This is a genomic window from Agrobacterium tumefaciens (assembly GCF_009649785.1).
GTDB classification, from domain to species: Bacteria; Pseudomonadota; Alphaproteobacteria; order Rhizobiales; family Rhizobiaceae; genus Agrobacterium; species Agrobacterium tumefaciens.
In genome coordinates, this window is the sequence record NZ_WJOK01000019.1 from 79483 (window position 1) to 103233 (window position 23751).

Genomic DNA, 23751 nt, shown 5'->3' on the forward strand with positions numbered 1-23751 from the left:
GGTAGCAGGATCGTTCTGCCTGGCTGCGATGCGGAAAGGCGGATCACCTACCCTCACCGTCACCCCGGACTAGATCCGGCATGCCGGTGAGGAAGGAGGCCGGGCAGAAAGCTACCCTCCATAAGGCGCCAGAAACTCCCGCACCGCCTCGATCTCGTTCGAACGGATTTCATGCCCGCCTGGATGCCACACCGTTTTCACCGTGCCGCCCTGCGCTTCAAGGCTCTTTTCCAGCGCCTTCGTCAGCGGCACCGGGCAGATGGGATCGCGTTCTCCGGCCGTGATCAGCACCCGGCGCGAGGATTTGGCCGCAGCCGCCTGCGGCTCGAACGGGATGAGCGGATGCATCAGCACGGCGGCATCAAAAAGCTCCGGCTGTTCGATCAGCACATTTGCGAGAATATTCGCGCCGTTGGAAAAACCGAGACCGATAACCGGACCAGCCTGATAGTGCTCCCGGTTGGCTTTGACGAAATCCGCCAGCTTGGCTGTTGCCCGCTCTAGATCGGCCATGTCGTAAACGCCCTCACCCGTGCGCCGGAAAAACCGCGCAGCGCCATGTTCGGCGACATCGCCGAGCGGCGAGACAATCGTGGCATTCGGCAACAGGCCCGAGCCGAAATCGAAGAACTGGTTTTCATCACCGCCGGTGCCGTGCAGCACGACGAAAAGCGGTGCACCCGCAACGCCGGCACGGGATTTGTGGAAATATGTGTCTTTGGTCATTGGATAATCCTTTCTGAAAGGAGAAATTCAGCGATACCGAACTCACTCTGCCGCAAGGCATTGGGCATCACATGTCGAGCGAAAGGTTTCAGCGTGTCGTCTTCTCCCCGGACGGGGAGAAGAAAAGAGTGGCTAACGTTTCGCCAAAGGATGGCCAGGTCCGATAGGGTTAAACCGCCTTCTCGTCACCCAGCGGCTCCAGCTGCTTTTCCAGCTGGGCGCGCAGATGCGCGTGCTGGGTCGGCAGCTTCAGCGCCTCGCCGAGATGCGCCGTGTCCTCGTCGCGGTCGAAACCGGGCTCGTTGGTGGCCACTTCGAACAGCACGCCGCCGGGCGTGCGGAAATAGATCGCCCAGAAATAATCGCGGTCGATCACCGGGGTCACCTGATAGCCCGTATCCATCAGCGCCTTGCGGACTTCGAGCTGCTTTTCGCGGTTTTCGACCGCAAAGGCGATGTGGTGCACCGAACCCGCGCCGAGGCGCGCGCCGGAGATGTTCGGCATGGTTTCGATGTCGATGACATCAGCACCGTTGCCGCCGGGCATGCCGAGACGCAGCACGCCATCCTGGCGGTCCACTTCCTCATACCCCATGAACTTCAAAAGCTCGGCGGTTGCCCCTTCGTCACGAAGGCGCAAGGAGGCGCCCTGAAAACCGTGGATCGCCTGATCCGCACTGACCCCATTGCCGGTCCACTGCGAGCGGGCATCATCCTTGATCTCGACCAGTGCGAAACCATCACCATCGGGACCTGCAAAATGCAGGCGCTTGTTGCCGAATGCCTCGTCAGCCTTCAGACCGTCCACGCCCGCCTTGGAAAGACGATCCTGCCAGTAGCCGAGCGAGCCTTCCGGGACGGAAAACAGCGTTGTGCCCACTTCGCCGGTGCCGGGACGACCACGGGCAATGTGCGGGAACGGAAAATAGGTCATGACGGAGCCGGGCGTGCCGACCTCATCGCCATAATAGAGATGGTAGACATCCGGCGCATCGAAATTGACCGTCTTCTTCACCCGGCGCAGGCCGAGCGTATCGGTGAAAAAGCCGTTGTTCTGGCGCGCACTACCGGCCATGGAGGTGACGTGGTGCAGGCCCTTGATCTGGTTCAACATGAAAAACCCCTTTTCGCCCTGGCGGCCCGTCAATCGGGCCAGCCGTGTTCATGGCGTGAAGATGGGGTAAGAAGTGCTGCGGGCATAGACCGGCAACAGGAACGGATTGTTCCCGATTGGTGAACGATAAAACCGACTGTTCAACCCAGTCGATAGAGGCATGCCTCAATGATCGTCGGCGAGGCCCATGCTCCAGTAACCGACGGCGCGCAGCGATGCCTTGGGGAAGGCGATCTCATCAGTGAGGAAGGATTTCGCCGCCCTCGCTTCGGACTTCTCGCAGGCAACGAAAACATGCAGGCCGTCATGCTCGCCCGTCCAGGCATGGCCGCGCAACGCCTGTTCGATAAGGCCCGATGTGCCGGCGGGCTTGCCGCGCCGATAAAGCCATGTCCATTCGACATTGGCTGCGCAGACGATCTCCTGCCGCTCCGCCTCGTTGTCGATCTCGGCATAGACGCTGAGCGTCTTGCCAACAGGCATTTCCGCCGCCATGCGCAGCATCACCGGCAGCGCGGTCTCGTCGCCGGCAAAGACGTAACGCTCCGCTTCCGGGCAAGTGCCGCTCGGACCGATGATGCCGAGAACGTCGCCCGGCTTTGCCGTCGCACCGAAATTTGCGCCCGGCATGTCATCGCCCTCATGCATGACGAAATCGATATCCACCTCACCGCGGCCGACATCGCCGGAGCGGATGGTATAGACGCGCCGCGTCAGAAGATCGTCGCCCGCCGGCCAGACGATCGCGCCGGTGGGCGCGAGGTAAGGCCAGACCGCAGCGCGCGCCTGATCGGGAACGAGCAGCAGACGAACATGCATGCCGCCGGTGACAAGCCTTTCAATACCGCTTTCGACGGACACCACGAGACGGCGCATATGCGGCGTCAGATTATAGGCGCGGGCAACCTTGCCGACGAAGAGATTGGGTAGCTCGCGCTGATAGGCGCCGTGTCCGCTCCAACGGAAATCGAGTCCCGTCTTGCCGGAAAACTCAACGATATGCTCAGCCACCATGGCCTTGACCGACGTCAATATATGTTCCGAAACGCAGCTTACCCGGGCGGCGAACCGGCCACCTTCGGCGCTGAAGCTGCCATGGCCATATTCCGCCTTGAAACGCACCGTCGTCCCTTCCCGCTCCATCTCCATATGCTCCGAAAAATGATCCTCGAAAGCATCGACGATCGATGCGGGATCGGGCAGCGAGACAGAGGTTTCTGCAGACAGGAGAGACACGGGCACAAATCCTTCACTTTGTAGTCGAGTATTCTTAAACCGGACCCGACTGCGCTGTAAAGATGTTTGCTGCACTCCCCGTCATGCCCGTCTTGAGCCGGCATGACGGAGGAGGCTGGAAGGTTGCTTAAGCAGTTTCCGGCAATTGCCAGTCGATAGGCTCGCGGCCATGGGATACCAGGAAGGCGTTTGCCTTGGAAAAATGGCCATTGCCGAAAAAGCCGTTATGGGCCGAAAGCGGCGAAGGGTGCGGCGAGCGCAGCACGAGATGTTTTTTCTGGTCCACGAAAGCCGCCTTCTTCTGGGCATAGGAACCCCAGAGCAGGAACACCACATGCTCGCATTCGTCATTGACGGCGCGGATGACGGCATCGGTGAACTTTTCCCAGCCCTGCCCCTGATGCGAGGCAGCGCGCGATTCTTCCACCGTCAGCACGCTGTTGAGCAAAAGCACGCCCTGTTTCGCCCAGCTTTCCAGAAAACCGTGACTGACGGGGCGGATGCCCAGATCGCTCTGCAATTCCTTGTAGATATTGACGAGCGAGGGCGGAATGCGCACACCGGGCTGCACCGAAAAGCAAAGCCCATGTGCCTGGCCAACCCCATGATAGGGGTCCTGCCCCAGAATGACGACCTTGACCCTGTCGAGCGGGGTCAGATCCAGCGCCCGGAAATATTCGGCACCCTTGGGAAAGATGTGCTTGCCAGCAGTTTTCTCGGCAAGCAGGAAATCTTTGAGCTTCTGCATGTAGGGGCTGGCGAATTCGGTGGAAAGAACACGTTTCCAGCTGTCTTCGAGTTTGACGCCTGCCTCTGCCATGTTGTGCCTCTTTGTTACTTGAACCGGTTGCCGCGCTGCAGCACTTCGATCTTGTAGCCATCCGGATCGCAAATGAAGAAATATTTCGCGAAAGGCTGACCTTTATGGTCGGCTTCGATGATCTTGCCCGGAGACAGGCCAAGCTCGATGAAACGCTGATGTTCGGCATCCACATCGGCAACGCTGACCGCGAGATGGCCGTAGCCGTCACCCAGCGCATAGGGCACTTCGCGACCCCGGTTCACAGTCAGCTCCAGCTCGAAATCGCCTTCGGCATTGCTGAGATAGATCAGCGTGAAATTTTCGAACTCGGCACGTTCCGCAATCTCAAGCCCGAAAGCCTGCTTGTAAAACTCCACCGAACGCTTTTCTTCCAGCACCCGGACCATCGAGTGGATCAGCTTGGCCATGGTGTTTTCCTTCTGCTTCTTATCTCGTCGTCGTCCGGTTGTGCTCCGGACATTGCGGACCAAGGGGATAAAGACAGAGGGCCGCGCTTTCAACCCTAAAGACGGATTAAGGAGCAGGGGAAACCGCCCGATCACGGCAAATGTGATGGCGAAACAGTTGGCGCATGACCTGGGCACGCGGGCTTTCCGGTCAAAATGGCCCTCACATTTCGCCCCGCCGCTCTATCCTGAGTAGAGAACTCATGATACCGGCATATCCATGCGCCTTCTGTACCTCTGTCTTGGCTGGCTTATGGTCGCGACCGGCATCGTCGGCGCGTTTCTTCCCGTTTTGCCCACCACGCCTTTTCTGCTGCTGGCGCTCTGGTGCTTTTCCCGCTCCTCACCGAAACTCGAGGCGTGGCTTCTGACCCACCCCCGATTCGGCCCGTCGCTTCGGCAATGGCGCGAACGCGGCGCAATTGCCCGCAAGGCGAAGATTGCGGCCCTGTCGGCCATGTCTGCGAGTTACGCCGCCTTCTGGTTCCTGAGCGACCCGCCGGCTCTGCGCGCGGCAATCGTTGCCGCCGTCATGCTCGGCTCTGCACTCTTCATCGTCACCCGGCCGGAAAGCTGAGGCGACATCACCTTTAGAGCCGCATCGCATTTCCTGACGGAAAACCGGGTTCCACTTTTCCTGGAAATACTCTAGCGATGCCTCGACTGCGGCAGCACATAAGGAATATGCCGCGCCGGCAGCCGTCCGACGACGCCGCCAATGCCATAGACCCTTGCAATCGTCTCGTCGCTGATCGTGTCCAGCGATGGACCGCTCGCCGTTACCCGGCCGCCATGCATGACGATAAGTTGATCGGCAAATTCTGCCGCAAGGTTGAGATCGTGCAGGATGGCAAGCACGAGACCGCCGCCAATAGCGAAATCCCGCGCCGTTTCCAGCACCGCGATCTGGTGGCCGATATCGAGACTGGCCGTCGGCTCATCGAGAAAGAGAGCCCGCACCTCGCCGTTTTCCACGGGATAGGGCACCTGGGCGAGAGCGCGGGCAAATTGCACGCGCTGCTGCTCGCCGCCAGACAGCATGTTGTAGGAGCGCTGCTCGAACCCGCGAAGCCCGGCCCTGGCGAGCGCCCGGCGGGCCTGCTCTTCCGGCGCGCGCGACCCTTGCGCGACAGCGCCCATGCGCACGATTTCGAGCGCGGTGAAAGGAAAGGCAAGCTGGGTATTCTGCGGCAACACGGCGCGGATGCGCGCAAGCTGAACCGGCGTAAACAACGGCAGGGCAACATCATTATAGGTCACTGAACCGGCCTCGGCACGCATCTCGCCGGACAGAACCTTCATCAGCGTCGATTTGCCGGCACCGTTCGGACCGATAATGACGTTGACCTTGCCGGGCTTCAGATCGACGCAGACCTCGTCGAGCAGACGGCGGCCGGAGCGGATGAGGGTGAGGTTTTCGGCCTGGATCATGACATGTTCCGCATGGAAAAACCGCCGCGGCCAAGCAGCAGGAACAGGAAGACCGGCGCGCCGATCAGCGCGGTGACCACGCCGATGGGCAGTTCCGCCGGTGCCGCAACCGTGCGGGCAAAACTGTCGGCGAGAAGCAGAAGTGCGGCCCCGCCAAGTGCAGAGGCCGGCAGCAGGAAGCGGTGCGATGGGCCAATGGCAAGCCGCAGCAGATGCGGCACGACGATACCGACAAAACCGATGGAGCCGGCAGCCGCCACGCTTGCCCCGCAGGCAGCGGCAACGGCCAGAATGACGACTCGCTTCAGCCGCTGCACGGGAATGCCCATGTGAAAGGCCGCCGCATCGCCAAGGATCAGCGCATCCAGCCCCCTTGCGACAAAGGGAATGATGGCAAGCACGACGACGATGAAGGGCAAGGTGGCGAGAACCTTGGCAGGGGTGGCCCCACCAAGCGAACCGAGAGACCAGAAGGTGATGTCGCGGAGCGCCCGGTCATCGGCCACAAAAATCATCAGGCCGGTCAGCGCACCGCTGATCGCCGCAACCGCAATGCCGGCCAGAATAAGCGTCGTCGTGGAGGTGGCGCCATCCCTTGTGGCAATGACGTAAAGCAGCCAGGTGTTCAAAAGCCCGCCGAAAAACGCCATCAGCGGCAGAAAATGGGGGCCGAAAAATACGGCGACCGTTGCAAGCGCACCTTCCCCAAGAGAAATGGCCGCAACCGCAAAAAGTGCTGCACCCGAGGTGACACCGACAATGCCGGGATCGGCCAGCGGATTGCGGAAAAGACCCTGCATCATCGCGCCCGAGACGCCAAGCCCAGCACCGATCAACATGCCGAGCGCCGTGCGCGGCAGTCGCACCGCCTCGAGAATGACTTTATCACGCGCATCGAGTTGATCCGCGCTGCCAGTCAGATAGGCCCAGAGTTCGGAAATGCCGACACCCGTGGGCCCGCTGACGAGCGACACGCCGCAGGCAAACAGCAGGATGCAAACGAGCACGGCAAGGGTAACGACCCCCTGACGGGATCTGTCACCGGCAACCCTGCCCTCCGTGGAACTCAAGGCAGCAAGGCTCACGGCTTCACCACATCAGGGTAGAGCTTGTGCGCCAGTTCACGACCGGCGGCGGGCGTGCGCGGGCCAAAACCGATGAGGTAAAGCCCGTCCATGCTGATCAGCGCCTTCTCCGCAGCAGCCGGCGTGGACTGGAACGCGGGCAGCGCGAAAATCTCATCCGCCTTGCCGGCATGGTCGCCGCGCGCCATGGTCAGCACCACATCGGGCGCGGAGGCGATGACCGCCTCATCCGTCAAAGGCTTGTACCCGCTGATTTCCTGCGCGGCATTGATGCCGCCGGCCATTTCGATGATCGCCGCCGCTTCGGTGCCCTTGCCCGCCGCCATGATGCGACCGCCCGCGCTGGAGAGCACGAAGAGCACACGCTTCCTGTTCTTTTCCGGCACGGCTGAGACGTCCTTGGCGAGCACATCAAGCCCGGCTTTGGTTTCCGCGGCCAATGCCTTTGCCTTGTCGGCAAGACCAACTGCCGCACCGACATCCTCGATCTTCCTGGGGATGGCGTCGCCGCTCGGCGGGGTATCGACGGTGACGAAAGGCACCGCACTGGCCTTGAGGATGGCAACGACATCCGCCGGGCCGGACCCGTCTTCAGACAGGATGAGATCGGGCTTCTGCGACAGAATGCCCTCCGACGAGAGCGCCCGCATATAGCCGATATCGGGCTTGGACAGCACGTCCGCCGGATAGCTGCTGGTGCTGTCACGCGCAACGATGCGGTCGCTCGCGCCAAGCGCATAAAGGATTTCCGTTACCGTGCCGCCGACTGCAACGATGCGTTTCGCCTCCGGATTGCCCTTGTCCGAAGCTCTAGCTCCGGGCGCGGCAACGGCGATGACGGCGGGCACGAGGGCGGCGAAAACGAACGAGCGAAGGCTTAAATTCAACATGACGCTATCCTGAAACACAAGCTGGCACGGGCGGATACGGGATTGCCCATCTTATTTAACTTGAGTTATTTGCACATGTTTATAGAAGGCGCAATCGATAAGTGGAGTAAAATTGTTCGCTTTATCGTCAACCTCTTTCCATCCACGCTTCGGCTGGATATCCTGACTGCAACTGTAAACTTAAAGGGAGATTTCCATGTTTATCGCAATGAACCGTTTTCGCGTCGTACCGGGCTATGAGGATACCTTCGAATCCATCTGGCGCGAGCGCAAATCGCACCTGAGCGAGCTGCCGGGCTATATCGAATTTCACATGCTCAAAGGCCCGAAGGCGGATGACCACACGCTCTATGCCTCGCACACCGTCTGGGCCACCAAGGACGATTTCCTGAGCTGGACCAAATCCGAACAGTTCCGTGCCGCCCATGCCAAGGCCGGTGAGAACCGTGGCAAGGTCGAATATCTTTCCGGCCCGCATTTCGAAGGTTTTGACGTCATCATCCACGAAGACAAGAATGGCGAACGCCGTTCGATTGCCGCCTGAGGCTCGCCGATGAGCATTGCAGCCCAAAAGACCGATGACCGGCAGGCCCGCGCTGCCGCAGCACTTGCCGAAAAGCCTGACGGCATCGTGGAAGCCATTGCCGCCAAGGCAGAGGTGACATCAGCCGAAGTTCTGGCGATCCTGCCGCAAGGTGCGGCCGTTTCGGCTGGTTCCGATCAGTTCGACGCGATCTGGAACGAGATGCGCGGCTGGGGCGAAGTCCTGATGATCGTCCAGACCGGCGATATCGTGCTGGAAGTGCCGGGCGACCTGCCAGAGGGCAGCGAAAGCCACGGCTGGTTCAACATCCACGGTGACAGCCCCATCGGCGGCCACATCAAGAAGGACAATTGCACTGGCATCACCTTCGTCGATCGCGGCTTTCACGGCCGACGCTCCTGTTCCGTCTGGTTCATGAATGCCGCCGGCGGCGCCATGTTCAAGATTTTCGTCCGTCGCGACGAAAACAAGGAACTGCGTGGCGATCAGCTGGCCAAGTTCGAAGCGCTGCGGGACAGTTTCCGTGCCTAAGTGAATGGGAGGCTGCTGGTGGTGGCCTCCCTCCTTTCTCATCAATCCGCGATGGCTCAGCCCCACTCGTGAGGAGACATTCACCGGTTCATCGCCCGTTCAGTGCCGTTTTTTATCATCCGCTGAAATTCGATCAGCAGCACGGAGCAAGCACCATGAACGACCGCCAGCCACTTCTTTCGCGCCGGAATTTCGCAGGGCTCCTCGCGCTTGCACCGCTTTTTGCAGCGGGCGGTGCGGCTGCCGCACCCGCAAGCCTGCGCGGCAGCGTTTCCTATCGCGAGCGGATCGCCCTGCCGCCGGGCGCGACTGTTATAGTGCGCCTCATCGATGTCTCGCTGGCGGACGCGCCTTCGCAGACGATCGCCGAAACCACCATACGCCCGCGTGGGCAGGTGCCGGTACCCTTCGTTTTGCGTTATGACGACCGCGACATCCGTGGCCGCCGCTCCTATGCGCTCAGCGCCGAAATCCGCGAGGGCGACCAGCTGCTCTTCACCACAACGCGCCGTTACTCGGTTCTGGCCGGTGGGCGTGACGACACCGATCTCGTTCTGGAACGGGTGGCGGCGGCTCCAGGCAGGCCGGAGCCGCAGGCTGGCATTGAGGGGCGCTGGCTGGTGCAGGAAATCCGTGGCGAAAGGGTTCGCGGCCGCCGCGAGGCAACGCTGGAAATTTCCCGCGAGGGCCGCGTTTCCGGCAACGCCGGCTGCAACGGCATCGGCGGCGAGGTGAAGATAAGCCGCAACCGCGTCGATTTCGGCCGGATGATTTCCACCCAGATGGCCTGCGCTCCTGACATCATGCGCCAGGAAAGGCAGTTCATCGAAGCGCTGGAAGGTGCCCGCTCCTTCCGGCTCGAGCCGCGCCGCGGCACGCTGGAGTTGATCGACGGCCGCGGCCGCCCGGCCATGCGCCTGCGCCGCGCCTGAGAGTGGTAACGGCAGGCGGCAACGCCTGCCGCCGCCGTGCTGGCCGTGGAACATTCCATGTCGCTTCCGGCACGGCGCGGCCCCTTTTCCCGTCTTATGACTTTGCTGCACTCGTCTTGGCGCTTTGCTCCGCCACAGAGCTGCGCTATGGAACGCGCCAACTGCGCCGGTTCAAAGTCTTTGAGGGAAAACGAATGACAACCTATGTTCTGACAGTAGCCTGCAAATCGACCCGCGGCATCGTCGCCGCGATTTCCGGTTATCTGGCGGAAAAGGGCTGCAACATCGTCGACAGTTCGCAGTTTGACGACCTCGAGACCGGCAAGTTCTTCATGCGCGTTTCCTTCATTTCCGAAGAGGGCGCGACGATGCAGGCCATCACCGAGGGCTTTAAGCCGGTGGCGGAAAAATTCGGCATGGAAGCCCGCATCTATAGCGACGGCCAGCGCATGAAAACACTTCTGATGGTGTCGCGCTTCGGCCATTGCCTCAACGATCTGCTCTACCGCTGGAAGATCGGCGCGCTGCCGATCGATATCGTCGGCGTCGTCTCCAACCATTTCGAATATCAGAAAGTGGTGGTCAACCACGATATTCCCTTCCACCACATCAAGGTAACGAAGGAAAACAAGCCGCAGGCCGAAGCGCAGCTGATGGACCTGATCGAGACCAGCGGCACCGAACTGGTGGTGCTGGCGCGTTACATGCAGGTGCTGTCCGATAACATGTGCCGCAAGATGTCGGGCCGGATAATCAACATCCACCACTCCTTCCTGCCATCCTTCAAGGGCGCCAACCCCTACAAGCAGGCCTATGACCGCGGCGTAAAGCTGATCGGCGCGACAGCCCATTACGTCACCGCCGATCTGGACGAAGGCCCGATCATCGAGCAGGACACGGTGCGCGTCACCCATGCCCAATCTGCCGAAGACTATGTCTCTCTTGGCCGTGATGTGGAAAGCCAGGTACTGGCACGCGCCATCCATGCCCACATCCACCACCGCACTTTCATCAACGGCAACCGCACCGTAGTCTTCCCGCCAAGCCCGGGCAGCTACGCTTCGGAACGGATGGGCTAATACGCCACGAAAACAACGCGGAATTATTTTTACCGACCGGCAACCGAGCATCCCATGTGACCGTTTCTTCACTGTAGCCCAACAGCGAGGTCTCTCACATGAAAAAACTCGTCATTGCCGGCGCCGCGTTTCTCATCGCGGCGGGGTCCAGCTTCGCCCAGCAGCCGCCACCACCGCCGGGACCGGCGGACGCTGGTTCAAGGGCGGATGCGCCGCCGCCACCTCCTCCGCCCGGCCCTGGTGGCCCGAGGGAAGCAGGCTGGCGGGACGGCCCGCATGGCAAGAGAATGCCACCCCCGCCCTCCAAGGCAGCGCATTTCAGGATTGAAGACGGCGAGCGCAAAATCGACGTCAAATGTGCCGATGACGAGCCGATGAAGGCCTGCGCTGACATCATGATGCAGATTATCGACAAGATGAACGAATAGGACCGCGAGTCTCATCCAAGGGGACGGCGCAGCAGTGCCGCCTCAGGAAAACTCCACCCGGGCCCTTAAGCCCCGCCCGCCCGCGCCGTCCTCCAGCATCAGTCGCCCGCCGAACAGCCCGGCGATCTCCTCGATGATCGCAAGGCCGAGGCCGGCGCCGGGGGCGGCGTTGGCTTCGCCGCGGGCGAAGCGCTGGCGCACCATGGCGCGTTTTTCCGTGGGTATGCCGGGGCCGTTATCTTCCACTTCCAGCCAGACGGCGCCCGCTTGCCTGCCGACGCGCACGGTGACTTCCGCACCACGCCCCGCGTAGTTGATGGCATTGGAAACGAGATTGCCGATCAGTTCACCGATAAGGAGCGGCTCGGCGAGAATTGTCGCTTCGCCCTCGCCTTCGAAACCGAGATCGATGCCGGCGTCGGCCGCGCGTGGCACGAAATCTGCCGTCACGTTTTGCGCCACCGCCACGAGGTCGATCTCGGAAAAATCATGTTTTTCGCTCGAACCGGCAGCATCGATATTGGCCATGCGCAGCAACTGGGCGAGGATGTGTTCGGCATGGGCCACCGAAGCGCCGCCCTTGCGCGCCGCCGCCTGCGCGTCTTCGAGACTTGCGGCGCGGGCGGAAAGCGCAAGCTGGGTGCTGATGATGGCAAGCGGCGTGCGCAATTGATGGCTGGCATTACCGGTGAAATGCCTGAGCGCATCGAGCGCCGATTGCAGCCGCACCATGAAGGAATTGACCGTTTCCACCAGATTTTCCACCTCCACCGGCACGGATTGCCGGATTGGATGCAGGTCGTTGGGGCTGCGCTCGGCAATCGCTTCGCTGAGCCGGTAAAGCGGCCGGAGCGAAATCGTCACCGCGATCCAGACAATGATCGCCGCGCCCACGATCATGAACAGCAGGCGCAAGGCCGAGCGCAGGATGATGGCTTGCGCAAGCTGGCTGCGGGCGATCGTCGTTTCAGCCACCGTCACGGAAAAGGGCACGGAATTGATGCCGGTGGAGGCAAAACGGCGGATCGCGGCGATGCGGATCGGCTCGTCACGAAACACTGCGTCGCGATAGGCAGGCGTTTCTCCGGCCGGATTCTCCACCGTCGGCAGGTTCTGGTAACCGGTGAGAAATTGCCCGTTTGGCCCGTCGACACGATAAAACACCCGGTCCTGTGCCGCCGATGTCAGCATTTCCAGCGCAACATAGGGAATATCGACCTCCAGCGAGCCGTCTTCGGCCACCACCACCCGCTCGGCAATCGCAAGCGCGGAACCTGACAGCACCCGGTCGGAGACGACATTGGCCGTATTGACCGCCTCGCGCCAGGTATCAGTGAGCGCAACGCAGCCGATGATGGCGGTGGAGATGAGAAGCCAGCCTAAAAGACGCCGCCTGAGCGAATAGGCGGCCTGTCTCATTCAGCCATCTCCGGCAGCTTTTCCAGATAATAGCCGATGCCACGCGCCGTCTTCACCGTCAGCCCGTGGGGGGCAAGCCGCTTGCGCAGCCGGCTGACATATTGCTCGATGGCGTTGCCTGATATCTCGTCGTCGAAACCGGTCAGCGATTGCACGATCGCCTCCTTGGCAACCACCTTGCCCGCCCGCATGAACAGCACCTCGAGCAGCGCCACTTCACGCGCCGGAATATCGAGCGGGCGCCCATCGGCTGAAAAGGTGCGGGATGTGAGGTCGAACAGGACTTTGCCGAAGCCGAGCGTAGAAGAGCGCAGTCCGGCATTGCGGCGCAGCAGCACCCGCACCCTCGCCTCAAATTCGGTGATGTCGAAGGGCTTGATCATGTAGTCGTCGGCGCCGAGATCGAGCCCCTTGACCTTCTCCTCCGGCGTGCCACGCGCCGTCAGGATCAGCACCGCCGCCTTGTCCTGGCGCGAGCGCATGGAGCGCAGCACCTCGATGCCGTCCATTTCCGGCAGGTTGAGATCGAGAATGACGAGATCGAAATTTTCCGCCGCAATCGCCGCGTCGGCGGAAGCGCCGTCTGAAACGACATCCACCGCATAACCGCTGCCGCGCAGAAGCGCACACAGCCCTTCCGACAGCACCTGATTGTCCTCGACCAGCAAAATACGCAATTCTTCCTCCCGCAACATTGCCGAGCTTATCCAAGCCCTTGGCGCTTGTGAATGGCAAGCGCGTGCGGCATGATCTTTTCCATGCGTATCGCCGTTTTTCTCTGTCTCTGTCTTTGCATGGCCTCACCGGCGCTTGCACAAGTCGCCGTTTTCCCTGCACCATCAGGCAAGGCGGATGCGGAAACGCTCGTGGTTTATTCCTCGCTGGACGAACCGCTGGCCACGCCGATGATCGAGGGTTTCCAGAAGGCCAACCCCGATATCACCGTCCATTACGAGGACATGCTGACCGGCGAAATCTATGATCGCATCGTGAAAGAAACCGATGCGGGCAAAAAGACCGCCGATTTCGCCTTTTCATCCGCCATGGACTTGCAGGTGAAGTTGAGCAATGACGGTTACGCCCAGCGCTCCGACCTTGCCATGAGCGCGCGCTGGCCCACCTGGGCCAACTGGCGCAACACCGCCTATGCGCTGACCTTCGAGCCGGCGGTGTTCGTGTATCACAAGCCGAGCTTTACCACCGAAAAGCCGCCCGCCACCCGTGCCGAATTCGTCGATTATCTTGAGCGCCACGCCAAGGAAGTGCATGGCCGCATCGCTACCTACGACATTGAACGCTCCGGCGTCGGCTTCCTGTTCATGTCGCGCGATCAGGAGCAGTTCGGCGATATATGGAGCGTCATCAAGGCCATGGGCGCGGCTGGCGTGAAGGTCTATTCCACGTCATCCGCCATTCTGGAGCGTGTCTCCGACGGGCGCTTCGTGCTGGGCTACAATATTCTCGGTTCCTACGCGGCCGACTGGGCCTCGCGCCATCCCGATGTCGGCATCGTTCTGCCCAAGGACTATACCGTGGTCATGTCTCGCATCGGGCTGGTGCCGGAAGCCGCCGCCAATCCGGCGCTCGGCCGCCGCTATCTCGAATTCTTCATGTCCAAGGAGGGCCAGACGATCATGGCCCGGCAATTGCAGATCCCCGCCGTCAGCCCTGACGTGGCGGGCGAAAACACCGCCAACACCATGCAGGCGATCCACGGCGCACAATTGCGCCCTGTGCCCGTCAGCCCGGGCCTGATGGTCTATCTGGATCAGGTCAAGCGCAGCCGCCTGATCGAGCGGTGGAACGAGGCGCTACGCTCGCAATAGTAGACGGCAAGCACAAATTAATAGAGAGTAAATGCGCAAGGACTTGCGGTGCGTCAGTTAGATGACAGCTTTTTATGATGCTCTGCAATCCTTCTTCATTCCGTGGAGGCGGAAGAAGATGCGGGAGGAAATCTGAGGACCGTAGAGCTCCGCGCTGCCCTGGCAGCGTCAGGATAAGCACGGCCTGAAACTCCCTTCCGCATAAACGAAAAACGACGCCCAAAAAGGGCATCCTGAGGAGGGTTTTCTAAGTGAAACATTTTCTTATCGGCACATTTCTGGCAGGCGTGATCGCGCTTCCGGCGGTCGCAGCGGACTACACCATCATCGCGCCGGCCAATCCCGGCGGCGGCTGGGACCAGACCGCGCGTTCCCTGCAGACCGTGCTGCAGGAAGAAGGCATTTCCAAGAGCGTTCAGGTGCAGAACGTGCCAGGTGCCGGCGGCACCATCGGTCTTGCACAGTTCGCCAGCCAGCAGAAGGGTAACCCGAACGCCCTCATCGTCGGCGGTTACGTGATGGTCGGCGCGATCATCACCAACAAGGCGCCCGTCACCCTCAAGGAAGTGACGCCAATCGCCCGCCTGACCGGTGAATATGAAGCAATCGTCGTTCCGGCATCTTCGCCGCTGAAAACCATCGGCGACCTCGTCGACCAGCTCAAAAAAGATCCGGGCAGCGTGTCCTGGGGCGGCGGCTCGGCCGGCGGCACCGATCATATCGCTGTTGGCCTGATCGCCAAGGCGGCCGGCGTCGATCCGACCAAGATCAACTACATCGCCTATTCCGGCGGCGGCGAAGCGCTTGCCTCGATCCTCGGCTCGCAGGTAACAGCCGGCATTTCGAGCTACGGCGAATTCGAAAGCCAGGTCAAGGCGGGCACGCTGCGCCTGCTGGCCGTTTCCAGCGAAGAGAAGCTGGAAGGCGTTGACGCGCCGACGCTCAAGGAAAGCGGCCTCGACGTCGTCGTGCAGAACTGGCGCATGGTCGCTGCTCCTCCCGGCCTGACGCCGGAACAGGAAAAGGCCGTCAGCGCCGATATCGAGAAGCTGGCGAAATCCGCAAAGTGGCAGGAAACGCTGAAGACCAAGAGCTGGATGGATACTTATCTTTCCGGTGACGAGTTCAAGGCGCAGCTTGCCAAGGACACCGACGCCACCGCCGCCATCCTCAAAGAAATTGGACTGGTAAAATGAGCCAGGGTTCCAACCCTTCACAACATCAAGAGCGCCGCCCTGACTGGGCGGCGCTGGCGATCGCCGTAGCCCTCGTCCTTATCGCCTGCGTGATCTTCTGGGACAGTGCGCGTCTCGCCAGCGTCACCGGCTACTCGCCGGTCGGTCCGGCAACGGTCCCCTACGCCATCGCCTTCTGTCTTGTCGGCCTTGCGCTCTGGACGGCCATCGAAGCCTGGCGCGGTGATTTTCCTGAACGGGACAAACAGGAAGTCGCCCCGGTCATATGGGTCGTCGCCGGCCTTGCCGCGCAGATGCTGTTGCTGAACGTCGCCGGTTTCTCCATCGCCACCGGTCTCCTGTTTGCGTTTACGGCGCGCGCCTTCGGCAAACGCAAGCTCTGGTATTCGATCCCCATCGGCATCGCTCTGAGCTTCGTCATCTGGATCATCTTTGCGCGGCTGCTGCAGCTTTCTCTGCCTGCCGGGCCTCTGGAACGGCTGTTGTTCTAACAGCCATTCCGACCAAAATTCGAGATCACAGGAAACCGCCGGCGCGCGATGACGCAAACGCCAGCCGTTCCGCCCGCCCATCTGCTCGACTTGGGGGACATCTGTCCATGAGTACGTTTGAATTCCTGCTGCACGGTCTTGAGGTTGCTGCCCAACCCATGAACCTGCTCTATGCGCTGATCGGCGTGACACTCGGCACTGCCGTCGGCGTTCTGCCCGGCATCGGGCCGGCGCTGACGGTCGCTCTGCTTCTGCCCGTTACATATCGGCTTGATCCTGCCGGTTCGCTCATCATGTTCGCCGGCATCTATTATGGCGGCATGTATGGCGGATCGACCACCTCGATCCTGCTCAACACGCCTGGCGAAAGCGCATCGATCGTGACTGCGCTCGAAGGCAACAAGATGGCCCGTGCGGGCCGCGGCGGTCCGGCACTTGCCACCGCCGCCATCGGCTCCTTCGTCGCTGGTCTCATCGCCACCGTCGCTCTCGCCTTTGTTGCACCCTATATCGTCAAGCTGGCGCTGGTTTTCGGCCCGCGCGAATATTTCGCGCTGATGGTGCTCGCTTTTGTCACCGTCTCCTCGGCTTTCGGAGACTCGGCGCTGCGCGGCCTTACCTCGCTGTTCATCGGCTTCGCGCTCGCCATCGTCGGTATCGACCAGTTGACCGGCCAGACCCGCATGAGCTTCGGCATTCCCGACCTTCTCGACGGCGTGGAAGTGACGACGCTTGCGGTGGCCATGTTCGCCATCGGCGAGACGTTGTTCATCGTTGCGCAGGGCCAGAGTGGCGACGAGAAGGTCGAAGCGGTCAAGGGTTCGGTCTGGATGAGTGCGCAGGACTGGGCGCGTTCCTGGAAACCCTGGTTGCGCGGCACATTGATCGGTTTCCCCATTGGCGCCATGCCTGCCGGTGGTGCTGAAATCGGCACTTTCCTTTCCTATGCAACCGAAAAGCGGCTCAGCAAACATCCTGAAGAATTCGGCCATGGCGCCATCGAAGGGGTTGCCGGTCCGGAAGCCGCCAACAATGCCTCCGCTGCCGGTACGCTCGTGCCCCTCCTGACGCTCGGCCTGCCGACGACGGCAACCGCTGCCATCATGCTTGCCGGTTTCCAGCAGTTCGGTCTTCAGCCTGGCCCGCTGCTGTTTGCCACCAATCCGCAGCTGGTCTGGGGCCTTATCGCCAGCCTGTTCATTGCCAACCTGATGCTGCTGGTGCTCAATCTGCCACTCATCGGCCTGTGGGTGAAGCTGCTGACCATCCCGAAACCCTGGCTCTATGCCGGCATCCTGCTATTCGCGACGCTCGGCACCATCGGCGCCAACCCGTCCGTGTTCGAACTCGGCATGCTGCTCGCCTTCGGTATCCTTGGTTACATCATGCGCATCTTCGGTTATCCGATCGCGCCTGCCGTGGTCGGCCTCATCCTCGGGCCGCTTGCCGAACAGCAGCTTCGCCGTGCACTCGCCATCGGCCAGGGCGACCCGACCGTGCTGCTCACCTCACCGATTGCCGTCGGCCTGTTCCTTGTCGCAGCCGCCGCCTTCATCGTCCCGCTCATCATGCGCATCCGCGGCCGCGGCGAGGTGCTGACGCAGCTTGCCGCCAACGAGGACTGATAACAAACAGCCTCCCAAGGCAACTGGCCCCGTCTCCTTCCGGATGCGGGGCCCTTTTTATTCACGGCAACGGGATGTGTGGCGCAGGCACGGCCGTGGTAGTATTCCTGTCCAACGCAGGAGAAAAACATGCGCAAGATCGCGATCATGCTGGTTCTGGGCCTTGCCGGCTGCGCCACCGCGGCACCCGACGTGCAACCCATTCCGGGCAGCATCACCTATGGCGGACAACCCCACACCAAATTGACCAAGTCACCCATCGGCAGCACGCTCAGCCACGAATTCGTCATGGGCGACGGCCGGCTGGCGATTGAAACCTACCGCATCCAGCCTGACCGGTCGCTGAAACTGGAAAGACGCGAGATCGTCGGCGACTGGCCGCCGAATTGAGAAAAGATACGACCCCTGATGTGGCTCCGAGGTTTGCTTCCGGTGCCACACACATTTCCCGCTCACGGCAATTCAGAACTATTCTAAAACATATTTTTGATTTCCGCATACCTTGCCAATAAAGCTGACAGCGAACATCAAGTTACGCCTGCGGGATCCGCTTCCGCAGGGTCCAGAACCATATTGCAAGGGACATATCCGTGGCCATCAACTTCACCTTCCCCGTTCGGCTGCTGGCAGCAGCGGCCTTCAGCCTTGGCGCGATGACCGCAGGCGCTGAGGAAATGACGATCAAGCACGCGCAGGGCGAGACCGTTCTGAAAGCCGCGCCGAAAAAGGTTCTGGTTCTGGATATCCCCTCGCTCGACAATCTCGATGCGATGGGCGTCGAGCCAGCTGGTGTCCTTGGTTCCAACCTGCCGACCTATCTCCAGAAATATGCCGATGGCAAATATCTGAAGGTCGGCACGCTGTTCGAACCCGATTACGAGGCGATCAATGCGGCAGAAGCCGATCTCGTCATCGTCGGCGGCCGTTCGCGGGCGAAATATCCCGATGTTGCGAAGATCACGCCCGCCATCGACATGTCGATCGATTCCAAGGAATTCATCGCGAGCGTCAAAGCCAATATCACCAAGCTCGGCGATATCTTCGGCAAGCAGGAAGAAGCAAAGAAGCTCGACGCCTCCATTGACGAGAAGGTCGCAAAGCTGAAGGCCATCGCGCCGAATTCCGGTACGGCGATGATCCTCGTCACCAATGCCGGCAAGGTCGGTGTTTACGGCCCAAGCTCGCGCACCGGCTGGCTGCACACGGAAATCGGCTTCAAGCCGGTCGCTCCTGATATCGATGACCGCTTCGACCGGGGCGATGTCGTGTCCTTCGAATATCTGGCAGAGGTCAATCCCGAATGGCTGTTCGTGATTGACCGCGATGCCGGCATCGGCCGCGCAACGGACCCAGGCAAGGCCGCCGCCCAGGTGCTGGACAACGAACTGATCCACCAGACCAACGCCTGGAAGAAAAAGCAGATCGTCTATCTCGACCCGCAGGCGGCCTATATCGTCAGCAGCGGTTATACGGCGCTCACCACCTTGCTTGATCAGGTCTACGAGGCCGTGTCCGAGAAGAAGTCGTAAAAACTGCCTTCGCGACGTCATCCCCGGGCTTCTCCCGAGGATGACGAAGGAGAGGTTCAGTCCTCCGGGCAATCTGCGAGGTCGAAGCGAGCCATCACCATTTTCGAAAAACCACTGACGTGAAATCCCTGTCCCTCATCCTCGCCCTCCTTCTGGCGCTGACACTCGCCATCGTCAGCCTGTTCGTCGGCGTGAGCAACGTCTCGCTAGCGACGCTTTTTGCGCCGGATACGAGCGCGGATGCATTGCGCGTGCTCCTAGTCAGCCGCATTCCGCGCACGCTGGCGCTCATACTGGCCGGAAGCTCGATGGCGATTGCCGGTCTCATCATGCAGATGCTGGTGCGCAACCGCTTCGTGGAGCCTTCGACGGCTGGCACCACCGAATCCGCCGGCCTTGGCCTGCTCACCGTCACCCTGCTTGCCCCGGAAACGCCGATCTTCGGCAAGATGTTGGTGGCCGCCGCTTTCGCGCTGGCGGGAACCGCACTTTTCCTTCGTATTCTACGGCAGGTGCCGCTACGCGATGTGCTGCTGGTGCCGCTGATCGGCATCATGCTGGGCGGCGTCATTTCTGCCGTCACCACTTTCTTCGCCTATCGTTTCGATCTGCTGCAATCGCTCGGCGCGTGGATGACCGGGGATTTTTCCGGCGTGCTGCGTGGCCGCTATGAATTGCTGTGGATCGGCTTCGTTTTCGCCATCGCTGCCTATCTAGCCGCCGACCGTTTCACGGTGGCAGGCATGGGGCGCGACTTCACCACCAATCTCGGACTGAACTATCGCCGGGTGATGGCGCTTGGCCTCACCATCGTCTCGCTGGTCAGTGCCGTCGTCGTCGTGACCGTCGGTATGATCCCCTTTCTCGGCCTGATCGTGCCGAATGTGGTCAGCCTGATGATCGGCGACAATATGCGCCGTTCCGTGCCCTGGGTGGCGACGCTTGGCGCGGTCTTCGTTCTTGCCTGCGACATCATCGGCAGAACGGTGCGCGCGCCCTATGAGATACCGATCGGAACCGTGGTCGGCGTCATCGGCAGCGCGTTGTTCCTCTATCTCCTGCTCCGGAAACGCCACCATGCATGAGAGACATCCCGACCGGCGCGCGAAACTCGTGCTGCTGATGCTTCTCGCACTGGCGCTCATCTCCATGGCTGCCTTCATGACGCTCGGTGCAAAGGGCAGTTGGAGCTTCATCCTGCCGTTTCGCGGCATCAAGCTTCTATCGCTGCTGTTGGTGGCCTATGCCATCGCCGTTTCGACGGTATTGTTCCAGACGGTCACCAACAACCGCATTCTCACCCCTTCGGTGATGGGTTTCGATTCGCTCTATGTGCTGGTGCAGACGGCGCTGATCTTCGTATTTGGCTCGGCAACCGTGGTGATGATCGATCCGCAACTGAAGTTTCTTGCCGAAACCGCGCTGCTCGTCACCTTCTCCGCCCTGCTCTACCGCTGGCTTTTCGTCGGCGCGGAACGCAGCCTGCACCTTCTGGTGCTGGTCGGCATCGTCTTCGGCGTGTTCTTCCGCAGCCTCTCGGGCTTCATGCAGCGCGTGCTGGACCCGAATGAATATGCGGTGCTGCAGGATGTGCTGTTCGCCAGCTTCAATTCCATCGATCCCACCCTTCTTGCGGTATCAGCCATCATCGTCGGCGTGGTGACGATTATCGGGTTGCGGCTCCTGCACACGCTCGACGTTCTTTCGCTCGGCCGCGCAACGGCCATCAGCCTTGGCGTGGACTACAAGCGAACGGTGACGATCATCCTCGTGCTGGTCTCCGTTCTCGTTGCCGTTTCCACCGCACTCGTCGGCCCTGTCATGTTCTTCGGGCTGCTGGTTGCGGCGCTGGCCCATTATCTCACAGGCAACGGCAAACATGCCTATGTGCTGCCGGCTGCAATCCTCATCGCCATCATCTGCCTTGTCGGCGGTCAGGTGGTGCTGGAGCGGATCTTCGCCTTCAACACGGCGCTTTCCATCATCATCGAATTTCTGGGCGGCATCGTCTTTATCGGTCTTATTCTCAAGCGGGGTGCGCGATGATCATCGCCAGTCAGATCAGCAAATCCTATGGCGACACGGTTGTTGTCGATGGCGTCTCCGTCGCCATTCCGGCAGGCGGCGTCACCTCCATCATCGGGCCGAACGGGGCGGGAAAATCCACGCTGCTCTCCATCGTGGCACGGCTGATGTCCATGGATGCGGGAACCGTGACTGTGGACGGGCTGGATGTGACCAAGACCCCTTCCGACACGCTGGCAAAACGGCTCTCGATCCTCAGGCAAGACAACCACATCTCGTCACGCCTGACGGTGCGCGATCTCGTCGGTTTTGGACGTTATCCCTATTCCAAGGGCCGTCCCACCATCGAGGACAAGGTCCATATCGACCGGGCGCTGGAATATCTCCATCTCGAAAACCTTTCCGGCCGCTTTCTCGACGAGCTTTCCGGCGGCCAGCGTCAGCGCGCCTTCGTGGCCATGGTCCTGTGTCAGGACACGGACTATGTGCTCCTGGACGAGCCGCTCAACAATCTCGACATGAAACACGCCTCAAGCATGATGAAGATCATGCGTCGCGCCGCCGACGAGCTGAAGAAGACCGTGGTTCTGGTACTGCACGACATCAACTTCGCCTCCTGGTACTCCGACACCATCATCGCCATGCGTGATGGCCGAATCTGCCGCCAGGGACCGGCGGAACAGATTATCCGTCCGGAGGTTCTGCGGGAAATCTACGACATGACCATCAGTGTCAACGACATAGACGGTCGACGCATCTGTCTGTTTTATGAGTGAGATACGACGATTGCAGAGGTTTTTTGCCATTGCCGTCCGAGCGACGGAACAGGGCAACCGGCCAGGGCGTTAATCGGGGGAGATTTTGCCAAACGGCATTCCGTCCGCAACGTCAGGAGACATCGATGAAGACGCACAAGACGAAGAACGACCTGCCTTCCAACGCCAAATCAACGGTGATGGGTATTCTGAACGAATCGCTCGCTTCTGTGATCGACCTTGCACTGGTGACCAAGCAGGCGCACTGGAACCTGAAAGGTCCGCAATTCATCGCCGTGCACGAACTTCTCGACACCTTCCGCGCCCAGCTCGACAATCACGGCGATACAATTGCCGAACGTGTGGTGCAGCTTGGCGGCACAGCGCTCGGTAGCCTGCAATCCGTCTCTTCGACGACCAAGCTCAAGGCCTATCCGACCGATATCTACAAGATCCACGATCATTTGGACGAACTGATCGCCCGTTATGGCGACGTGGCCAACATGATCCGCAAGGCTATCGATGATTCCGACGAGGCCGGCGACCCGACGACAGCGGATATCTTCACCGCCGCCTCGCGCGATCTCGACAAGGCGCTGTGGTTCCTCGAGGCGCACGTTCAGGAAAAGAGCTGAGCCGCAACGCTGCTACTGCCACCACACACACGAAAGCGCCCGAGATGCCCGGGCGCTTTTTTAATGAAATGGCGCAATCAGTGCCGACGTAAAACCGCAAGACCGATGTCGCGCAACATCTCATGATCGAGAATGCCGCGCTGGGCGCTACGGATCAAAACCGCCGCGCACTCGTTGGCGACGTGGCTACAGCGATCTTGAAGGCACTCGAAACATACGCCGTCGAAAATATTCTGCAGATCGGTGATCTGCTGGGGCGACAATTGTGCGCCGACTCTTTCAAAAGCTGCATACGACAAGGCTCATCCTCCCGATGATGACATGCCAAGTATCGTTTCTTTTTTTGTGGACATGAAATTTGTACACCCGAACGAATCACTTGTCGAATCAGATTTTAACCAAATGTAAACAGGTTATTTTTTGGCCATCCGGCCGGTTGTGTGCTTTTACAACCCAAATAAAGGCCAGCCGAAACAATACCTTCGCCCGCCAACACACTTTTTTACGACGCATCGGGCCGGTCGTTTTGAATAAACCCACAGGCCAGACGGATTTCCACCGAAACCGCAAAAGAAACTGTTGCATTCCAAAAACGATTGAGCGATATAGCACCCGTCGCCGCGCTTTGGCGGCCCGCGGTCCAGCGAACTACCCCGGACCAGCGGTTTTTGAGCGGGTGTAGCTCAGGGGTAGAGCACAACCTTGCCAAGGTTGGGGTCGAGGGTTCAAATCCCTTCGCCCGCTCCAGTTTTCCCTGGAAAACGTCGGGAATGTCAAAGCGCTTACAGGCACCGCCCTGATTTTGCCGCCGGTCCCAGATAGCTCCTCTTCAACCGAAGCCTACCCGCATGTTCTGGGCCGATCTGACGCCCAACCATAGTCCCGTGCCCTAGACACCGAACTTATTCGCTTCAGGAAGGCGTTTGCGGACGTGCAAGACATGATAGCCGATTTGGATTCTCATTAGAATTATTTAGTATTAAAT

The 23751-nt window shown here is 60.5% G+C and carries 27 protein-coding genes and 1 tRNA gene; 17 read left to right on the forward strand and 11 right to left on the reverse strand.

Translation table 11 applies throughout. From position 1 onward, the window contains the following. Window positions 1–111: 111 nt before the first annotated feature. The 5 genes from GH784_RS19530 to GH784_RS19550 form a co-directional block, all read right to left on the reverse strand. Window positions 112–726, reverse strand: coding sequence for an alpha/beta hydrolase (locus GH784_RS19530; protein WP_065658661.1), 615 nt, complete (start codon window positions 724–726; stop codon window positions 112–114). 169 nt (window positions 727–895) lie between these two features. Then, entirely contained in the window at window positions 896–1840 is a 945-nt protein-coding gene (locus GH784_RS19535) for a VOC family protein (protein WP_003513996.1), read from the reverse strand. Window positions 1841–2005: 165 nt separating this feature from the next. Beyond that, window positions 2006–3082: a siderophore-interacting protein gene (locus tag GH784_RS19540; RefSeq protein WP_065662147.1), complete on the reverse strand. Its 1077-nt coding sequence runs from the start codon at window positions 3080–3082 to the stop codon at window positions 2006–2008. A 121-nt stretch (window positions 3083–3203) separates the two neighbouring features. Further along, a complete protein-coding gene (gene ung / locus GH784_RS19545) occupies window positions 3204–3896 on the reverse strand; it encodes a uracil-DNA glycosylase (protein WP_025594362.1) in 693 nt (230 codons plus the stop codon). Between the two features lie 14 nt (window positions 3897–3910). Beyond that, on the reverse strand, window positions 3911–4306 hold the full coding sequence (locus GH784_RS19550; RefSeq protein ID WP_003514001.1) for a VOC family protein: 396 nt from the start codon (window positions 4304–4306) through the stop codon (window positions 3911–3913). A 259-nt stretch (window positions 4307–4565) separates the two neighbouring features. Here GH784_RS19550 and GH784_RS19555 point away from each other — a divergent pair, with 259 nt between their 5' ends. Next, window positions 4566–4922 carry a YbaN family protein gene (locus GH784_RS19555; protein ID WP_065702605.1) on the forward strand — a complete coding sequence of 119 codons (357 nt, stop codon included), beginning with the start codon at window positions 4566–4568 and terminating at the stop codon, window positions 4920–4922. Between the two features lie 71 nt (window positions 4923–4993). Here GH784_RS19555 and GH784_RS19560 read toward each other — a convergent pair whose 3' ends face one another. From GH784_RS19560 to GH784_RS19570, 3 genes are read right to left on the reverse strand one after another with little or no spacing between them, the layout of a single operon-like run. Then, window positions 4994–5776 carry a heme ABC transporter ATP-binding protein gene (locus tag GH784_RS19560; RefSeq protein WP_065702604.1) on the reverse strand — a complete coding sequence of 261 codons (783 nt, stop codon included), beginning with the start codon at window positions 5774–5776 and terminating at the stop codon, window positions 4994–4996. Next, window positions 5773–6861 (reverse strand): FecCD family ABC transporter permease, encoded by a 1089-nt coding sequence (locus GH784_RS19565; RefSeq protein WP_065702603.1) that lies wholly within the window; start codon window positions 6859–6861, stop codon window positions 5773–5775. The genes GH784_RS19560 and GH784_RS19565 overlap by 4 nt, the downstream gene beginning before the upstream one ends. Further along, window positions 6858–7751 (reverse strand): heme/hemin ABC transporter substrate-binding protein, encoded by an 894-nt coding sequence (locus GH784_RS19570; protein ID WP_003514008.1) that lies wholly within the window; start codon window positions 7749–7751, stop codon window positions 6858–6860. The genes GH784_RS19565 and GH784_RS19570 overlap by 4 nt, the downstream gene beginning before the upstream one ends. Before the next feature lie 196 nt (window positions 7752–7947). Between GH784_RS19570 and GH784_RS19575 the strand changes: the two genes are divergently transcribed. The 5 genes from GH784_RS19575 to GH784_RS19595 all read left to right on the forward strand — a co-directional run bounded on the left by GH784_RS19575 (window position 7948) and on the right by GH784_RS19595 (window position 11265). Then, window positions 7948–8295, forward strand: coding sequence for an antibiotic biosynthesis monooxygenase family protein (locus GH784_RS19575; protein WP_003514016.1), 348 nt, complete (start codon window positions 7948–7950; stop codon window positions 8293–8295). 9 nt (window positions 8296–8304) lie between these two features. Next, on the forward strand, window positions 8305–8826 hold the full coding sequence (hutX, locus tag GH784_RS19580; RefSeq protein ID WP_065702602.1) for a heme utilization cystosolic carrier protein HutX: 522 nt from the start codon (window positions 8305–8307) through the stop codon (window positions 8824–8826). A 155-nt stretch (window positions 8827–8981) separates the two neighbouring features. Continuing rightward, complete coding sequence (locus GH784_RS19585) at window positions 8982–9758, forward strand: YbaY family lipoprotein (RefSeq protein ID WP_065702601.1); 777 nt, start codon at window positions 8982–8984, stop codon at window positions 9756–9758. Between the two features lie 194 nt (window positions 9759–9952). After that, window positions 9953–10837 carry a formyltetrahydrofolate deformylase gene (gene purU / locus GH784_RS19590; RefSeq protein ID WP_065702600.1) on the forward strand — a complete coding sequence of 295 codons (885 nt, stop codon included), beginning with the start codon at window positions 9953–9955 and terminating at the stop codon, window positions 10835–10837. 98 nt (window positions 10838–10935) lie between these two features. Next, entirely contained in the window at window positions 10936–11265 is a 330-nt protein-coding gene (locus GH784_RS19595) for a hypothetical protein (protein WP_003514020.1), read from the forward strand. A gap of 42 nt (window positions 11266–11307) precedes the next feature. Here GH784_RS19595 and GH784_RS19600 read toward each other — a convergent pair whose 3' ends face one another. Beyond that, window positions 11308–12684, reverse strand: a complete 1377-nt coding sequence (locus tag GH784_RS19600; protein WP_065702599.1) for a sensor histidine kinase — start codon at window positions 12682–12684, stop codon at window positions 11308–11310. Next, entirely contained in the window at window positions 12681–13361 is a 681-nt protein-coding gene (locus GH784_RS19605) for a response regulator (protein ID WP_025594373.1), read from the reverse strand. The genes GH784_RS19600 and GH784_RS19605 overlap by 4 nt, the downstream gene beginning before the upstream one ends. A gap of 69 nt (window positions 13362–13430) precedes the next feature. Between GH784_RS19605 and GH784_RS19610 the strand changes: the two genes are divergently transcribed. From GH784_RS19610 to dps, 10 genes are all read left to right on the forward strand, one after another. Then, window positions 13431–14510: an ABC transporter substrate-binding protein gene (locus tag GH784_RS19610; RefSeq protein ID WP_083211519.1), complete on the forward strand. Its 1080-nt coding sequence runs from the start codon at window positions 13431–13433 to the stop codon at window positions 14508–14510. Between the two features lie 251 nt (window positions 14511–14761). Continuing rightward, window positions 14762–15706 (forward strand): Bug family tripartite tricarboxylate transporter substrate binding protein, encoded by a 945-nt coding sequence (locus GH784_RS19615; RefSeq protein ID WP_065702598.1) that lies wholly within the window; start codon window positions 14762–14764, stop codon window positions 15704–15706. Then, window positions 15703–16197 carry a tripartite tricarboxylate transporter TctB family protein gene (locus tag GH784_RS19620; protein WP_013636754.1) on the forward strand — a complete coding sequence of 165 codons (495 nt, stop codon included), beginning with the start codon at window positions 15703–15705 and terminating at the stop codon, window positions 16195–16197. Before GH784_RS19615 ends, GH784_RS19620 begins: the two co-directional genes overlap by 4 nt. A 107-nt stretch (window positions 16198–16304) precedes the next feature. Then, the gene (locus GH784_RS19625) at window positions 16305–17822 is read left to right on the forward strand and encodes a tripartite tricarboxylate transporter permease (protein ID WP_003514036.1); all 1518 of its coding nucleotides are present in this window, start codon (window positions 16305–16307) and stop codon (window positions 17820–17822) included. Between the two features lie 129 nt (window positions 17823–17951). Beyond that, the gene (locus tag GH784_RS19630; RefSeq protein ID WP_003514037.1) at window positions 17952–18212 is read left to right on the forward strand and encodes a hypothetical protein; all 261 of its coding nucleotides are present in this window, start codon (window positions 17952–17954) and stop codon (window positions 18210–18212) included. A 200-nt stretch (window positions 18213–18412) separates the two neighbouring features. After that, on the forward strand, window positions 18413–19351 hold the full coding sequence (locus GH784_RS19635) for a siderophore ABC transporter substrate-binding protein (RefSeq protein ID WP_013636756.1): 939 nt from the start codon (window positions 18413–18415) through the stop codon (window positions 19349–19351). A gap of 119 nt (window positions 19352–19470) precedes the next feature. Further along, window positions 19471–20436 (forward strand): ABC transporter permease, encoded by a 966-nt coding sequence (locus GH784_RS19640; protein WP_013636757.1) that lies wholly within the window; start codon window positions 19471–19473, stop codon window positions 20434–20436. Beyond that, entirely contained in the window at window positions 20429–21397 is a 969-nt protein-coding gene (locus tag GH784_RS19645; protein WP_003514044.1) for an iron chelate uptake ABC transporter family permease subunit, read from the forward strand. The genes GH784_RS19640 and GH784_RS19645 overlap by 8 nt, the downstream gene beginning before the upstream one ends. Next, on the forward strand, window positions 21394–22152 hold the full coding sequence (locus tag GH784_RS19650; protein ID WP_003514045.1) for an iron ABC transporter ATP-binding protein: 759 nt from the start codon (window positions 21394–21396) through the stop codon (window positions 22150–22152). Before GH784_RS19645 ends, GH784_RS19650 begins: the two co-directional genes overlap by 4 nt. A gap of 125 nt (window positions 22153–22277) precedes the next feature. Then, a complete protein-coding gene (gene dps / locus GH784_RS19655) occupies window positions 22278–22766 on the forward strand; it encodes a DNA starvation/stationary phase protection protein Dps (protein ID WP_003514046.1) in 489 nt (162 codons plus the stop codon). Window positions 22767–22843: 77 nt separating this feature from the next. On the opposite strand, the gene GH784_RS19660 is transcribed toward dps, so the two are convergent. Further along, window positions 22844–23065, reverse strand: coding sequence for a hypothetical protein (locus tag GH784_RS19660; protein ID WP_013636760.1), 222 nt, complete (start codon window positions 23063–23065; stop codon window positions 22844–22846). A gap of 373 nt (window positions 23066–23438) precedes the next feature. Between GH784_RS19660 and GH784_RS19665 the strand changes: the two genes are divergently transcribed. Further along, window positions 23439–23513, forward strand: a tRNA-Gly gene (locus tag GH784_RS19665). Window positions 23514–23751: the final 238 nt, after the last annotated feature.